Origin of the sequence: Mycobacterium heckeshornense, assembly GCF_016592155.1 — a bacterium.
GTDB lineage: Bacteria > Actinomycetota > Actinomycetes > Mycobacteriales > Mycobacteriaceae > Mycobacterium > Mycobacterium heckeshornense.
This window is the reverse complement of sequence record NZ_AP024237.1, coordinates 4,469,374-4,484,652: the sequence shown is the minus strand read 5'-3', so window position 1 is coordinate 4,484,652 and position 15,279 is coordinate 4,469,374. Positions and strand designations below refer to the sequence as shown.

General features: G+C 69.0%; 13 protein-coding genes. 9 read left to right on the top strand and 4 right to left on the bottom strand.

Going from position 1 to position 15,279, the window contains the following annotated elements:
- The first annotated feature begins 5 nt into the window (after nucleotides 1–5).
- From pta to MHEC_RS21655, 3 genes are read left to right on the top strand one after another with little or no spacing between them, the layout of a single operon-like run.
- The gene (gene pta, locus MHEC_RS21665) at nucleotides 6–2,081 is read left to right on the top strand and encodes a phosphate acetyltransferase (protein WP_048889477.1); all 2,076 of its coding nucleotides are present in this window, start codon (nucleotides 6–8) and stop codon (nucleotides 2,079–2,081) included.
- Nucleotides 2,074–3,240 carry an acetate kinase gene (locus MHEC_RS21660; protein WP_048889478.1) on the top strand — a complete coding sequence of 389 codons (1,167 nt, stop codon included), beginning with the start codon at nucleotides 2,074–2,076 and terminating at the stop codon, nucleotides 3,238–3,240. The genes pta and MHEC_RS21660 overlap by 8 nt, the downstream gene beginning before the upstream one ends.
- A complete protein-coding gene (locus MHEC_RS21655; RefSeq protein WP_048889479.1) occupies nucleotides 3,233–5,125 on the top strand; it encodes a serine/threonine-protein kinase PknD in 1,893 nt (630 codons plus the stop codon). The genes MHEC_RS21660 and MHEC_RS21655 overlap by 8 nt, the downstream gene beginning before the upstream one ends.
- A 21-nt stretch (nucleotides 5,126–5,146) precedes the next feature.
- Here MHEC_RS21655 and MHEC_RS21650 read toward each other — a convergent pair whose 3' ends face one another.
- From MHEC_RS21650 to glnX, 3 genes are read right to left on the bottom strand one after another with little or no spacing between them, the layout of a single operon-like run.
- On the bottom strand, nucleotides 5,147–7,390 hold the full coding sequence (locus MHEC_RS21650; protein WP_071700542.1) for a serine/threonine-protein kinase PknG: 2,244 nt from the start codon (nucleotides 7,388–7,390) through the stop codon (nucleotides 5,147–5,149).
- Nucleotides 7,390–8,373 carry a glutamate ABC transporter substrate-binding protein gene (locus MHEC_RS21645; RefSeq protein WP_048889655.1) on the bottom strand — a complete coding sequence of 328 codons (984 nt, stop codon included), beginning with the start codon at nucleotides 8,371–8,373 and terminating at the stop codon, nucleotides 7,390–7,392. Before MHEC_RS21645 ends, MHEC_RS21650 begins: the two co-directional genes overlap by 1 nt.
- Complete coding sequence (glnX, locus tag MHEC_RS21640; RefSeq protein ID WP_048889481.1) at nucleotides 8,373–9,719, bottom strand: protein kinase G-activating protein GlnX; 1,347 nt, start codon at nucleotides 9,717–9,719, stop codon at nucleotides 8,373–8,375. The genes MHEC_RS21645 and glnX overlap by 1 nt, the downstream gene beginning before the upstream one ends.
- A 182-nt stretch (nucleotides 9,720–9,901) precedes the next feature.
- Between glnX and MHEC_RS21635 the strand changes: the two genes are divergently transcribed.
- Nucleotides 9,902–10,534: an NUDIX hydrolase gene (locus MHEC_RS21635; RefSeq protein ID WP_048889482.1), complete on the top strand. Its 633-nt coding sequence runs from the start codon at nucleotides 9,902–9,904 to the stop codon at nucleotides 10,532–10,534.
- Here the strand turns inward: MHEC_RS21635 and thiE are convergent.
- Nucleotides 10,506–11,177 carry a thiamine phosphate synthase gene (gene thiE, locus MHEC_RS21630; protein WP_048889483.1) on the bottom strand — a complete coding sequence of 224 codons (672 nt, stop codon included), beginning with the start codon at nucleotides 11,175–11,177 and terminating at the stop codon, nucleotides 10,506–10,508. The genes MHEC_RS21635 and thiE overlap by 29 nt on opposite strands.
- A 178-nt stretch (nucleotides 11,178–11,355) precedes the next feature.
- Between thiE and thiO the strand changes: the two genes are divergently transcribed.
- The 5 genes from thiO to MHEC_RS21605 all read left to right on the top strand — a co-directional run bounded on the left by thiO (nucleotide 11,356) and on the right by MHEC_RS21605 (nucleotide 15,186).
- Complete coding sequence (thiO, locus tag MHEC_RS21625) at nucleotides 11,356–12,378, top strand: glycine oxidase ThiO (protein ID WP_048889484.1); 1,023 nt, start codon at nucleotides 11,356–11,358, stop codon at nucleotides 12,376–12,378.
- The gene (thiS, locus tag MHEC_RS21620) at nucleotides 12,375–12,572 is read left to right on the top strand and encodes a sulfur carrier protein ThiS (protein ID WP_048889485.1); all 198 of its coding nucleotides are present in this window, start codon (nucleotides 12,375–12,377) and stop codon (nucleotides 12,570–12,572) included. Before thiO ends, thiS begins: the two co-directional genes overlap by 4 nt.
- Entirely contained in the window at nucleotides 12,565–13,323 is a 759-nt protein-coding gene (gene thiG / locus MHEC_RS21615; protein WP_048889486.1) for a thiazole synthase, read from the top strand. Before thiS ends, thiG begins: the two co-directional genes overlap by 8 nt.
- Before the next feature lie 53 nt (nucleotides 13,324–13,376).
- Nucleotides 13,377–14,141: an SGNH/GDSL hydrolase family protein gene (locus MHEC_RS21610; protein WP_048889487.1), complete on the top strand. Its 765-nt coding sequence runs from the start codon at nucleotides 13,377–13,379 to the stop codon at nucleotides 14,139–14,141.
- Between the two features lie 79 nt (nucleotides 14,142–14,220).
- Nucleotides 14,221–15,186: a sensor histidine kinase gene (locus tag MHEC_RS21605; RefSeq protein ID WP_048889488.1), complete on the top strand. Its 966-nt coding sequence runs from the start codon at nucleotides 14,221–14,223 to the stop codon at nucleotides 15,184–15,186.
- The last annotated feature ends 93 nt before the right edge of the window (nucleotides 15,187–15,279 follow it).

The window sequence follows — 15,279 nt, the reverse complement described above, 5'->3', positions numbered from 1 at the left end:
CGGGCATGCCCAGCATCTACATCGCCGCGCCGGAGGGCGACACCGGCAAGTCGACGATCGCACTGGGGATACTGCACCGACTGACCGCGACGGCGCCCAAAGTCGGGGTGTTCCGGCCGATTACGCGCCTCGGCGAAGATCGCGACTACATTCTCGAGCTGTTGCTGGCGCACGCCAGCGCCGGCTTGCCGTATGAGCGCTGTGTCGGCGTGACCTACCAGCAACTACACGCCGACCGTGACGCCGCGATCGCCGACATCGTCGAGCGTTACCACGCCATGGCTGATCAGTGCGACGCGGTGGTGATCGTCGGCAGCGACTACACCGACGTCACCAGCCCCGCGGAGTTGTCCGTCAACGCGCGTATCGCGGTCAACCTCGGCGCGCCGGTGCTGCTGGTGGTGCGGGCCAAGGGCCGCAGCGCCGACGACGTCTCGCATGTGGTCGAGGTGTGCCTCGCCGAGCTGGCCGAGCAGCGTGCCCACCCGGTGGCGGTGGTGGCCAACCGCTGTGAACCCGCGCAGCTTCAGGCCATCCAGGAAAGGTTGAGCAAGACGCCGGCCGGGTCAACCCCGCGGGCCTATGTGCTGCCCGACGAGCCGCTGCTGGTGGCACCCACGGTTGCCGATCTGCAGCGCGCTGTGAACGGACGTCTGCTCAGCGGTGACCCCGCGCTGATGGGGCGCGAAGTGATGGGTGTGGTAGTCGCCGGGATGATCGCCGAGCATGTGCTGGAACGACTTTCCGACAGCGCCGCAGTGATCACCCCCGGCGACCGCTCTGACGTCGTGCTGGCTGTCGCCAGCGCCCATGCCGCCGAGGGCTTTCCGTCACTGTCGTGCATCATCCTCAACGGCGGGTTTGGGCTGCATCCCTCGATCGCGGCGTTGGTGGCCGGACTTCGGCTTCGGCTGCCGCTGATCGCCACTGAGCTCGGCACTTTCGACACGGCCAGCGCGGTGGCGTCGGCACGCGGCAGGGTCACAATCGGCTCACAGCGCAAGATCGACACTGCGCTGCAGCTGATGGAGCGCCACGTCGATATCTCGGATCTATTGGCGCAGCTGGCTATTCCGATACCAACGGTAACAACGCCACAGATGTTCACCTATCGGCTGCGCGAACGGGCCCGCGCGGACCGCAAGCACATAGTGCTGCCCGAAGGCGACGACGATCGCATCCTCAAAGCCGCCGGGCGGGTGCTACAGCGCGGCATCGCCAACCTGACCATTCTCGGCGACGAGAGCCGAATCCGTTCCCGGGCAGCTGAACTCGGCGTCGATATCGACGACACCGCGGTGGTCGATCCCCACGCCAGCGAGTTGTGCGACCACTTCGCCACCCAGTACGCGGAGCTTCGCAAGGATAGAGGCGTTACCGTCGAGCACGCCCGCGAGATCATGCACGACGTGTCGTATTTCGGCACCATGCTTGTCCACAACGGTCATGTCGACGGCATGGTGTCAGGTGCCGCGCACACCACCGCGCACACCGTGCGGCCGGCCTTCGAGATCATCCGGACTGCGCCGGGCGTGTCCACCGTGTCCAGCATCTTCTTGATGTGCCTACCGGATCGCGTGCTGGTATACGGGGACTGTGCGATCGTGCCGGATCCGACACCCGAGCAGCTTGCCGACATTGCGATCAGCTCCGCACGCACCGCCGGGCAGTTCGGCATCGAACCGCGGGTCGCCATGCTGTCGTATTCCACTGGCGAATCCGGCACCGGCGCCGACGTTGACAAAGTCAGGGCCGCAACGCAATTGGTGCGAAGCCGGGTGCCCGATCTGCTGGTCGAGGGGCCGATCCAGTACGACGCCGCGGTGGACCCGTCGGTGGCGGCAGCCAAGATGCGCGAGTCGCAGGTCGCGGGCCGTGCGACCGTGTTGATCTTTCCCGACCTCAACACGGGCAACAACACCTACAAGGCCGTGCAGCGCAGCGCCGGTGCCATCGCGATCGGTCCGGTGCTGCAGGGGCTGAACAAACCGGTCAACGACCTGTCCCGCGGTGCGCTGATCGAGGACATCGTCAACACCGTGGCCATCACCGCGATCCAGGCGCAACAAACACATGGCTGAGCCTGTAGTGCTGGTGATCAACGCCGGCTCGTCTTCGCTGAAATACCAACTGTTGGAGCCTGTTTCAGGAAGATCCCGAGAGGGTGGCATCGTCGAGCAGATCGGGGAGCCCTCGTCGCCGGTCGCCGACCATGACGCGGCGCTGCGTTGCGTGTTCGACCGGTTCGCAGAGTCCGGGATCGACCTGAAGACCTGCGGCCTGGCCGCAGTCGGCCACCGGGTGGTGCACGGCGGCACGAGGTTTTATCGTCCCACCGTCGTCGACGACGAGCTGGTGGCCAGGCTCACGGAGTTGGCGCCGTTGGCGCCGCTACACAACCCGCCCGCGATGCAGGGGATCGAGGTCGCGCGCAGGATGCTGCCCGGGGTGCCGCATGTGGCCGTGTTCGACACCGCGTTCTTTCACGACCTGCCCGTCGCCGCCGCGACGTATGCCATTGACCAAAAGCTCGCCGAGAAATGGCAGATCCGGCGCTACGGGTTCCATGGAATGTCACACCAATACGTCAGCGAGCAGGCCGCTGCCTTCTTGGGTAAGCCGTTAACTGCCCTGAATCAGATTGTGCTGCATCTGGGTAACGGTTCCTCGGCATCGGCAATTGCCGGTGGTCGGCCGGTCGACACGTCGATGGGGTTGACTCCGATGGAGGGTCTGGTGATGGGCACCCGCAGCGGTGACATCGACCCCGGCATCGTCAGCTATCTGTGGCGAACGGCGAGCATGGAAGTCGGTGAGATCGAGTCGATGCTCAACCACCGCTCCGGCGTGCTCGGAATCGCCGGCGAACGCGACTTTCGCCGATTGCGTAAAATGATCGAATCCGGCGATACCGCAGCACAGTTGGCCTACGACGTGTTCATCCACCGGTTGCGCAAGTACATCGGCGCCTACCTCGCGGTGCTGGGGCACACCGATGTGGTGAGCTTTACCGCCGGCATCGGTGAAAACGCCGCGGCGGTGCGCCGCGACGCGCTGAGCGGGATGGCGGGCCTCGGCATCAAGCTCGATGAGCGCCGCAACACCACCGCGGGCACCGGCGCGCGCCGAATTTCCGCGGACGACTCGCCGGTCACGGTGCTGGTAGTCCCCACCAACGAAGAGCTGGCCATCGCCCGCGACTGCCTAATCGCAATCGAGACAAGGGCACACGATGGGTGAGCCGTCAGCTGACGAACGGATCGGGACGCGATTCGGGCGCTACCGGATACGGGCGATAGTCGGCCAGACCGGTGTGGGCCGTCTCTACGACGCCCTCGACACGGCGGACGACCACCCGGTCGCGCTTACCCTGTTGCCTCCCGCCGTGGACCGCCAGCGGTTCGCCGCCGAGATGCCCATCGTCGCCCGGCTGGCTGAACCCCATGTCCTACAGATCCGGGATTGGGGTGAGGTCGGCGGCGTGTGCTACGTCGCCGCACCGTTGATTGCGGGCCAGACGCTGTGGTCGCTGCTGGCGACGTTCGGGCCGGTGAACCCCGAGCGGGCGGTGGCGATGATCGAGCAGGTCGCCGCGGCCCTGGATGCGGCGCGCGGTCATCGTCTGATCCATCGCGATGTCAGGCCGGAGAACATCCTGGTCACCGACGATGCCGCCTACCTGCTCGGCTTCGGCGTCGCCGACCCGGAGCTGAGCGCACCGCGCCCCACCGCGGGCACCTATGCCTACACGGCGCCCGAGCGATTCGACAACCAGCGGCCCAGCAGCCGCGCAGACGTGTATTCGCTTGCCTGCGTGCTGAGCGAGCTGCTCACCGGAGAGCGGCCATTCCCGGCTGCGGCCACCGTGGGCCAGGTCATCAAGGCGCATCTGACCGCGGCACCGCCGAAGCCGAGTCGCATACGGCCACAAGCTATTTCACCACGCTTCGACGCGGTGATCGCGCGCGGGATGGCGAAGGATCCACGGCACAGGTTCGCTACCGCCGGCGACCTTGTGCGTGCCGCCCGCGATGCGCTTTCGGCGCAAACCCTTGGCGACCAGCCCACCATGGTGGGCCGGGCCAGTGACCTCGCCGCGATGGTCGCGCGACGGCGCCCGCCGGACCGTCCCGCTGAGCAGCAGCCCGACCTGGATTCCTACCCGGAGTCCTACGCCGACTCCTACCCCGACTTCTACGCCGATTCCTACCCGGATGAGTACACCGCGCCGGCCTGGCGGCGCTCGAAGCTGCTGCCCCTGGCCATCGCGGTGGTGGCGGTGCTGGTTTTGACCGCCGCCGGCATCGTGGTGTGGCGGCTCGCCTCGAACCTGTCCACCCAGGCGTCCGGGCCGACCAAACCCGCACCGACCGCTTATCGAAAGACGGTGCTACCGTTCACCGGTTTGACCGGACCACAGGGTGTGGCGGTCGATTCGGCGGGCAGCGTCTATGTTTCCAACGTCGAAAACGATCGGGTGATGAAGCTGGCCTCCGGGTCGACGACACAGACCGTGCTGCCGTTCACCGGGCTGAAGGAACCGTACGGATTGGCGGTGGACAAGGACGCCAGCGTCTACGTCGGCGACACCGACAACGATCGGGTGGTCAAGCTGCCGGCCGGCGCCGGCAGCCAGACCGTGCTGCCGTTCACCGGCCTCAACCGGCCGGAGGGCTTGGCGGTGGATGCGTCGGGCAGCGTGTACGTCGTGGATACCGGCAACGATCGGGTGGTGAAGTTGGCGGCGGGGTCGTCCGCTCAGACGGTGCTGCCGTTCGCCGACCTCGAGCGTCCCAAGGGTGTCGCGGTGGACAAGGAGGGCAGCGTCTACGTCGCCGACACCGGCAACAATCGCGTGCTGAAGTTGGCGGCGGGCGACACCCGTCAGACCGTGCTGCCGTTCACCGGCCTGAAGGATCCGTCCGGGTTGGCGGTGGATGCGTCGGACAGCCTCTACGTCACCGACGGCAGCCGGGTGTTGAGGTTGACCGCGGGCGCGACCAAGCAGGTCGTGCTCCAGGTCCCCGACCTCAGCTACACCGAGGGCGTCGCGGTGGACAGGGACGGCAGCATTTACGTCACCGATTACGGCAACGATCAGGTCGTCAAGCTGCTGGCAACCTGACCAGCCGTGCGCCCGCGGACGCTAGAACGTGCTGGTGGGCCGCACCCGGTTCGCCATGTCGACCAGGGTGTAACGGTGCGCCTGGGTGGGGGCGACCCGCGCCAGGCTGCGCAGCGACGCCTCGACCCCGAGCCGCAGTCCGTGCCTGGTGAACGGGTAGCCGAGGATGTGATTGGTACTGGCCTCGTGGTTCTCCAGCCAGTCCATCGCCGTGCCCAACACCAGGGCGCGGATCTGCAGCACCCGGGGCTCGGTGGGCGGCAGCGCCTCCACCCGTCGAGCAGCGTCGCGGATCTCCTCCTCGGTGATCTCTTTTCGCGAACGCGCCGACAGCAGCGTCACCGCACTGGTCAGCCGCGCAGTGGTGAAATGCCTTGAGGTGGCTGGCACTTCGTCGAGGGTGCGCACCGCGCCGGCCCGGTCGCCGGCGGCCAGCAGCGCCCTGGCCAATCCGAATGCCGCCGAGATCACCCCATTGTCGGTTTGCCAGACAGCGCGGTAGAACTTCTCCTGCTCGCCGGTGCCGGCCAGTTCGTGGGTCGCCGCCAGCGCCATCTTGGGCGCCAGCTCACCGGGGAAGGTGTCCAGCACTTCGGTGAAATGCTGGATGGCTGAGTCGTAGTCGCCGGTCAGCAGCTCCGATACCGCCCGATACCACACCAGCCGCCACCGCCAGCCGACCCGTTCGGCCAGGTCGTCGAGTTTGCGGGTGGCGTTGCCGACGTCGCCGAGGTCGAGCAGCGCCCGCACTTCCATCAGCGGCAGCTCGACCGACTCCGACAGGTCGATGCCCTCGTCGTCCAGGGAGCCGTGCCGGAACGCGCGCAACGAATCGAGGGTCTGCACCGGCTGCGAGAGCACGGTGGCCTGCAGCAACGGCGCGGCTACGTCGGCCGGGTCGACCAGCGGCACCTGCAGGGCGGTGACGATCTCCCTGGCGGTCAGCTTCTCCGAATGCACCTGCCCGTCGAGGTACACGTCGGTGTGTGCGACCAGCAGGTCGACCCCGAACGTGGAGCGGGAGCGGGAAAAGATCGTCGACAGCCCCGGCCGCGGCACCCCGGTGTCGTGGGCGACTACCTCGCGCAGCACCCCCATCAGCTGTCCGGACATCTCCTCGGCGCTGCTGAACCGCCGCCGCGGGTCGGGGTCGATGGCCCGGCGCAGCAGCCGGGCGAACGAGTCGTATGTGGCCAGGACCGGGTCGTCGTCGGGCAGCCCTTCCACGTAGCGGCCGTTGCGGGTGCGCAGATGCACCGTCAACGCCGCCAAGGTGCGTCCCACCGTGTAGATGTCGGTGGCCACGGTCGGGCCGGTCCGAACGATCTCCGGGGCCTGATAGCCGGGGGTGCCGTAGAGGTAGCCGAACGAGTTGATCCGCGACACCGCGCCGAGGTCGATGAGCTTGAGCTGCTCCTCGGTCAACATGATGTTCTCCGGCTTCAGATCGTTGTAGACCAGGCCGATGGAATGCAGGTAGCCGAGCGCGGGCAGGATTTCCAGGATGTAGGCGATCGCCTCGGCGACCGGAAGCTTCTCGCCCTTGGCCCGCTTGAGCGATTGCCCGCCGACGTACTCCATCACGATGTAGCCGACCGGCTCGCCGTGCCGGTCCGGGTGCTGGACGAAATTGAAGATCTGAACGATCGACGGGTGCACCACCTCGGCCAGGAACTGGCGTTCGGCCATCGCCATCTTCTGTGCCTCGGCGTCGCCGGAATGCACCAGGCCTTTGAGCACCACCGGGCGGTCGTTGACGTTCTTGTCGAACGCCAGGTATACCCAGCCCAGCCCACCGTGCGCGATGCAGCCCTTCACCTCGTACTGTCCGGCGACGATGTCACCCGGATTCAGTTGCGGCAGAAACGAATACGGGCTTCCGCAATACGGGCACCAGCCCTCAGAGGCCGCTTTCCCGTCCGGGCCGGAGCGGCCCACCGGCCGGCCGCAGTTCCAGCAGAACCGCCTCGACTCCGGCACGACCGGGTTGTCCATCAAGGCTTCGAGCGGGTCGGTGTAGGGCACGCGCGGCACCTCCACCAGCCCGCCACCCAGCCGTCGCACCGGCGGGACCGCGCGCGTCGCGGTGACCGGCAACCGCTGCTGCGGCTCGATGTCGACCGTGGGCACCGAGGTGCGCTCGGAGTCGTCGAACTCCGGGCGGAAGATCGCACGGGTGGACATGGCGCGCCGCATCGAGGCCGAGTCGGCCGGGCTCTCGTCGTGCCGGCCCTGCTCTTCGCGTCGGTCCCTCGGTTCGGCCATCAGTCCAGATACCTCGCGGCGGGCGGGGCCGGTGCCGGGCCCAAGACCGTTAACCACTTGCGGTACAAGGTGTTCCAGGTGCCGTCGCGGCGGATGCGTTCCAGCGTGCCGTTGACGAACCGCACCAGCCCGGTGTTGTTGAGATTGATCCCGATGCCGTAGGGCTGGGTGTCCATGTTGGGCCCGACGATGTGCAGGTAGGGATCCTGCGACACCAGGCCGGCCAGGATGGAGTCGTCGGTGCTGACGGCGTCAACCTGGCGCTGCTGCAACGTCACCAGGCAGTCGGCCCAGTTCACCACGGACACGATGATCGGTGGCGGCGCGATTTCCCGGATCCGCCGCAGCGACGTGGTGCCCTTGGCCACGCAGACCCGCTTGCCGGGCAGGTCGGCGGGTTTGGTGATCGCCGAATCACGCGGGGCCAGGATGCGCTGGTAGGCGTCGAGATACACGGTGGAGAAGTTGACCAGCTTGCGCCGCTCGCAGGTGATCGTCATGGTCTTGACGACGATGTCGACCAGTGACTTCTGCAGCGCGGTCACCCGTTCGTCGGACGACAGGATCCGGTACTCGACCGCTGACGGGGTGCCGAAGATGTCGCGCGCCACCTCGCCGGCGATGTCGACGTCAAAACCGGTGATCTCGCCGGTGATCGGATCGCGGAAGCTGAACAGGTTGCTGCCGATGTCGAGCCCGACGACCAGCCGGCCGCGGGCGCGGATGCCGGCCACCGCGTCGTCGGCTTCGGCCTTGGTGGGAAACGGGCGCAGGCTCGCGGTGAGATCGCAGTCGGCGCGGGAGTTCGTCTCCGGGAGCGGCGGCTGCACCGGCAACTCCTGCATACCGGCCGGCGTGGGCGGCGGCAACGTCGGCACCGACTCCACCACCCGCGGCGCCGGCTGGCCGCAGCCGGCCAGCACGGTTGCCGCGGCGAACACCAGGGCTATCCACCGTGGCCGGATCGTCGGCATGCGCGTCATCACCGGTACTCGTTCAGCCGGGGCCACAGACCCAGGGCGACCGCGATCGCGGCCCCCAGGCTCAGCACCACGGCGCCCACCGTGGCGCCGGACAATCCGCGGCGCGCATTGAGGATGTCGGTGCGCAGTTGCTCGCGACTCTGCTGCATGGTCTTGCCCAGCGCCTCGTCGAGCTTGTCGAACGCGGGGGTGGAGTCGTCTTCGCCGTGGCCCAGCGCCACCTCGGTGGCGGCCCGGTAGTTGCCCACAGCGATGTAGGAGTTGATCCGCTCGTTGGCCTGCCGCCACCGGTCCAGCAACTGGTCGGCGCCTTGCAGGTCGCTTCGGTCGACGGCATCGGGTCGCGACAGATACTGCGCGAGCTGCTGATGCATGCTGTCGATGCGTTGGTAGAAGGACTGTTTGCGGACCTCTTCGTCGCCGCGCCGGATCAGCGCCAGGGTTTCGTCGGCGCGCGCCTGCTGGGCGGTGATCGCGAGGTTCGTGATTGTCTTAAGTGATTCTGCCGCAGTGTCTTTCGCGCTGCGGCTGCCGGTCGTGGAAATCGTCAGCGCCGTCCCCACCCAAACCACCATAACTAGGATCGCGAGCGCGCCCACCACCAGACCGGGGTTGATCCGCCGTCTGGTGCGCCGGGCCAGCCAGCGGTGTGCATACGCACCAAAGACGATCGTGGTGGCGACAACCAGGATCACCGGCGCGGGGATCTGGGTTGAGGCGGTGGTTTCGGTATCCACCCGCGCCGAGGTCGCCTGGTAAAGGCATTGCGCGTCGGGCAGAATCGTCGACTGCATCAACGCCGAGGCCTCCGACAGATACGACGCGCCGACCGGGTTGCCCGCCCGGTTATTGGTGCGCGCGATCTCGATCAGCCCGGTGTAGACCGCCAGTTCGGCGTTGATTCTGCCAAGCATCAACACCGCCGACTCGGTGCGACCGCACTTGCCCAGTGGCTCGTCGGTCAGCCCGCTCGAGGCTCGGGTCACCGCCACCGCGGCGTCGGTGATCGCCTGCTCGTAGCGCTGACGTACGGTGCGCGGCTCGGCTTGGGCGATGAATGCGGTCGCGGCTGCGGCATCGGCCACCGACAGCGTGGTGTAGAGCCGGCCGGCGGCGAACGCCAGCGGCTCGGTGTGGTTGAGCACGGTGGACAGCGCCTGCTGGCGGTGGTTGATGGTGGTGGAGGTGGCGAATGCGCTGGCCCCGCCGAGCGCCGCCAAGATGATGCCGATGGTGAGGATGCGCCCCGGTGTGGTCGCGATGAACCACCAACGGGGGTGAGCCGGTTCGGTCGGCGACCGTGACCCCAACGGCTCGGTCGACGGGTGCGCCAACTCCACGGTCACGTCTGTTCGGACCTCATCATCTTTCCGCCGTCCGCACCATGCACCGAACGAACTCTATAAGCGAATTCTAAGAGCCCTCGTGGTCGGCCGCGTGCCTTGCATTTATGTCGTGTCCGGCCGGCTGCTGCTTCCTCCGGCGCCGCGGGACGCATCGTCGCCGGGCGGGCACCTATCCTGAACGCGTGCGCGGCGACGGTGACGGATGGGTGATCTCCGACAGCGGCGCCCGCTACTGGGGTCGCTACGGTGCGGCGGGTCTGCTGCTGCGCGCACCGCGCCCCGACGGCACCCCCGCCGTGCTGCTCCAGCACCGGGCGTGGTGGAGCCACCAAGGCGGCACCTGGGGTCTGCCCGGCGGCGCCCGCGACAGCCATGAAACCCCGGAGCAGACCGCGGTTCGGGAGGCCTGCGAGGAGGCGGGCCTGCCCACCGAACGCCTCGCGGTGCGCGGCGTGGTGGTCACCGCCGAGGTTTTCGGGGCCCGCGGAGCCCACTGGACCTACACCACCGTCGTGGCCGACGCGGCCGAGTTGCTGACCGCGGTCCCCAACGGCGAAAGCACCGAGCTGCGCTGGGTTGCCGAAGACGAGGTGGCCGACCTGCCGTTGCATCCCGGTTTCGCCGCCAGCTGGCAGCGGCTGCGCACCGCCCCGGCCACCGTGCCGCTGCACGCCACCGACGAGCGGCGGCTACGGCTGCCGTGCACGGTGGAGGTCGAGGCCGGGGTGTTCGTCTGGTGCATGCCGGGCCCGCCGGATCAGGCGCCCTCGCAGCTGAGCAACCGGATCAGCGCGCTGCTGCAAGCGCCGAACTGAGCTTTCTCGCCGCGGCCTTCGGGTCGTCGGCCGCCGTGATGGCCCGTGCCACCACGACCCGGCGGGCGCCGGCCTCGAGCACCTGCGGCAGCCGCAGCGTGTCGATGCCACCGATGGCGAACCACGGCTTCTCGCCGGCCAATTCGGCGGCGGCGCGCACCAGCTGCAGGCCCGGCGCCGGGCGGCCCGGCTTGGTGGGGGTGGGCCAGCAGGGGCCGACGCAGAAGTAGTCGACGTCGTCGGCGACCGCGGCGGCGACCTGTTCGGCGCCGTGCGTGGACCGGCCGATCAGCGTCCGGGGACCCACGATCTCGCGCGCCACCGCCAGCGGCAGGTCGTTTTGGCCCAGGTGCAGCACGTCGGCACCGGCGGCGCGGGCGATATCGGCGCGATCGTTGACCGCGACCAGGGCCGCGTGCCGGCGGGCGATGTCGGCGAGGATCTCCAGCGCCGCGAGCTCGCCGCGCGCTTCGAGTGGGCCGAACCGCTGCTCGCCCACCGACCCCTTGTCCCGCAGCTGAATGATGTCAACCCCGCCGGCCAGCGCGGCCTCGGCGAACTCAGCCAAGTCACCACGCTCACGGCGCGCGTCGGTGCACAGATAGAGGCGGGCTGCGGCCAGACGGCTTCGGGGTTCGTGCACACCGCGACGCTAGCGGCTAGCGTGGGTGATCGACACGGGAGTCCCAGGGCCCGGTGACGACGCGGGCCGCAAGGCCCGGGCAGGAGCCGGGCAAGCAGCGCAAGCCGGGGGCTGAGAGTGGGCGCGCCCGCCCTTACCGTCGAACCTGATCCGGATCATGCCGGCGAAGGGAGCAAGGATGGCACCGGGCCCGGGATCGCTGGCCGTCGTCGGCGGCGGCGTCATTGGGCTGTCGGTGGCGCGCCGGGCGGCCCAGGGCGGCTGGTCGGTGCGGGTGCACCGCAGCAAAGAACGCGGCGCCTCCTGGGTGGCCGCCGGCATGCTGGCCCCGCACAGCGAAGCCTGGCCCGGTCCCGGTGAGGAACGGCTGTTGCACCTGGGTCTGGAGTCGCTGCGGCTGTGGCACCAGGGCGATTTTCTCGAAGGGCTGTCCTCGCAGGTGATCACCGCCCGCGAATCGCTGGTGGTGGCCGTCGACTCCGCCGACGCGGTCGAGCTGCGCACCGTCGCGGACTGGCTGTCCGCCCAGGGCCACCCGGTGGTGTGGGAGTCTGCTGCCCGTGACGTGGAACCCCTTCTAGCGCAAGGAATCCGGCACGGCTTTCGGGCGCCCACCGAGCTTGCGGTCGACAATCGTGCCGTCCTGGACGGGCTGGCTGCGGCCTGCGAGCGACTCGGCGTGCGGTGGGCCGGGCCCGTGCCCGAGCTGGACAGCGTCGACGCCGACGCGGTGGTGATCGCCAACGGCATCGACGCCCCGGCGTTGTGGCAGGGTCTGCCCATCCGGCCGGTGAAGGGCGAGGTGCTGCGGCTGCGCTGGCGCAAGGGCTGTATGCCGGTGCCGCGGCGGGTGATTCGGGCCCGGGTGCATGGTCGGCAGGTGTATCTGGTGCCACGCGCCGACGGGGTGGTGGTCGGCGCCACCCAATACGAGCGCGGCCGTGACACGGCACCGGTCGTCTCCGGTGTCCGCGATCTGCTCGACGACGCCTGCACGGTGCTGCCGGCCCTCGGCGAATACGAGTTGGCCGAGTGCACCGCGGGACTGCGGCCGATGACACCGGACAACCTACCGTTGGTGCGCCGCCTGGACCAACGCACCCTGGTCGCCGCGGGGCATGGCCGCAATGGTTTCCTGCTGGCGCCGTGGACTGCTGAACAGATTGTGTCCGAACTGATTCCGGTGGGAGCACACAGATGATGGTTCTGGTCAACGAGCAGCGGGTCCAGGTCGACGACGAAATGACGGTCGCCGGGTTGCTGCGGGCGCTGGGCTACCCCGACCGGGGTATCGCGGTGGCGCTGGATCGGACGGTTCTTCCCCGGAATCAGTGGCAGACAGCACTTTTTGATGGTGCACGGCTCGAGGTGGTGACGGCGGTGCAGGGTGGCTGATTCGAAGTTGACGATCGCCGGCCGCAGCTTTTCGTCGCGGCTGATCATGGGCACCGGCGGGGCGACCAACCTGGCGGTGCTGGAGGAGGCGCTGGTCGCATCGGGCACCGAGCTGACGACCGTCGCGATGCGCCGGGTCGACGCGGAGGGCGGCACCGGGATGCTCGATCTGCTGAACCGGTTGGGCATCACGCCGCTGCCCAACACCGCCGGATGCCGCAGCGCCGCCGAGGCGGTGCTGACGGCGCAGCTGGCCCGTGAAGCGCTGGGCACCGAATGGGTCAAACTGGAAGTCATCGCCGACGAGCGCACCCTGCTCCCCGATCCTGTCGAATTAGTAAGGGCCGCAGAACAATTAGTCGACGACGGTTTTGTGGTGCTGCCCTACACCAACGACGACCCGGTGCTGGCCAAACGGCTGGAGGACACCGGGTGTGCGGCCGTGATGCCGCTGGGCTCACCGATCGGCACCGGGCTGGGCATCGCCAACCCGCACAACATCGAGATGATCGTCGCAGCCGCGGGTGTTCCGGTGGTGCTCGACGCCGGCATCGGCACCGCCAGCGATGCCGCGCTGGCCATGGAGCTGGGCTGCGACGCGGTGCTGCTGGCCAGCGCGGTGACCCGGGCCGCCGACCCGCCCGCGATGGCCGCAGCCATGGCTGCCGCCGTCACCGCGGGCTACCTGGCCCGCCACGCGGGGCGCATCCCGAAACGGTTCTGGGCGCACGCCTCCAGCCCACCACTGTGAGGATGGCGGCGAGAAAGCTGGGCTTGCGAGCAAGGAGCCGGAGCAGTTAACTGATGAAACGGTATGTGGCGCTGGGAAGTTCGATGGCGGCCGGCCCGGGCATCCGGCCGCGCGCCACGGGCGCGCCGTGGGGGTCGGGCCGATCAGCGCGCAACTACGCGCATCTGGTCGCCCGGCGGCTGAACCTCGATCTGGTCGACGTCACCTTTTCCGGCGCCACCACCGCACACATCCTGGCCGAACGCCAGCGCGGCACGCGGCCGCAGATCGACGCGCTGGACGGTTCGGAGGCACTGGTCACCATCACGATCGGCGGTAACGACGTCGGCTACATCCCGCTGCTCATGGCCGCCGCTATGCCCCGGGCAGCGCGGATACTGCCCAACGTCCGCACCCTGCTGGACCGCGATGCCCGCGAGCAGGCGCTCACCCGGGTCGGCGACTCGCTGCGCGCGGTCGGTGCGGCGGTGCGCCGGCGCGCCCCCGCCGCGCGGGTGCTCTTCGTCGACTACCTCACGCTGCTGCCGCCGGCCGGGCACGGCGCGCCGCCGCTTTCGCCGGCCGACGCCGACCTGGGCCGGCACGTCGCGGCACGCCTGGAGGAACTCACCGCCTGCGCCGCCCGGGCCAGCGGCTGTGAGGTGGTGCGCGCCGGGCAGGCCAGCCGCGAACACCACGCTTGGTCGCCGGATCCCTGGACCGTCGGCGCTGCCTGGCCGCTGCCGTGGCGGCCGGCTCCGTTTCACCCCAACGCCGCGGGTATGCGCGCGATCGCGGATCTGGTGACAGCACAGGTGGGCGTCGGCGCGGTTGATTAAGGAGCCGTCGCATCGGGTAAGCCCCCGGCGGGACCAATCATCGCGGCCACCTGCAGCGTCTACCGACTGGAGCCGTCACATGACCACGATCACCCCGGCTCAAGACGCCAGCCTGGTGCACTCGGCGCTGTTCTACCGCTCCCAGCGGGAATGCCTGGATTCTGTGGTAGCGGCCGTGCAAGACGGGGTGCGCAACTACGAGCCGGTGTGGGTCGGCGTGCCCCGCGACAAGCTGGCATCCCTGTCGGACGCCTTGGGGCCGGTGGCCGACGACACCGAGGTGACACTGGCCGACATCACCGAGGTGGGCCGCAACCCGGGCCGGCTGCTGGGGCTGGCGGGCGCCTTCGTGGAGCGCCATCGTCACCGGCCCGTCCGGCTGATCGGCGAACCGGTGTGGCCGGGCCGCCGGTCGGTCGAATACCCGGCCTGCGTGCAGCACGAGGCGTTGGTCAACCTGGCCTTCGCCGATCGGCGCGTGACCGGAATCTGCCTGTACGACGCGTCCCGGCTGGCCGACCGGGTGCTGGCGGATGCCCGCGTCACGCATCCGCTGATTTGGGTGGACGGCCGGCACCGGTCCAGCCGCGACTACGCGGTCGACGTGGCACTTGAGCGCTGCAACGAGCCGCTGACTACCAACCCCGCCGCGGTGACCTACCCGGTCGCGGCATTCGCCGACCTTCGGCCCGCCCGGCGGTACGGCGGCCGGTATGCCCGGTTGCTGGGCATGTCCGACGAAGCGATCGCGGACCTGCAGTTGATCATCACCGAACTGGCCACCAACAGCCTGGACCACTCCGGTGGGCCGTGCCGGCTGGCGTTGTGGCACACCGACGGCTACGTGGTTTGCGAAGCACGTGACGACGGGCAGTCGGCCGATCCGTTGGCGGGACGCCGACCGCCGGCCGGCGCCGGGTCGGGACCCTACGGGCTTTTCGTCGTCAACGCGGTGGCCGATCTGGTGCGCACCCACATCTCAGCGGACGGAACCACCATCCACGCCTACCTGCGCCGCGACCGGTTCGCCGGCGCGACGGCGTGATTCGCCCGCAGGGTGCGGTCAGCAGCGCCGCAGGGCACCATGCCTGCGGGCTGATGCACCAGTCCTCTCCGCTGCTGATACCGCTGAGCCGTC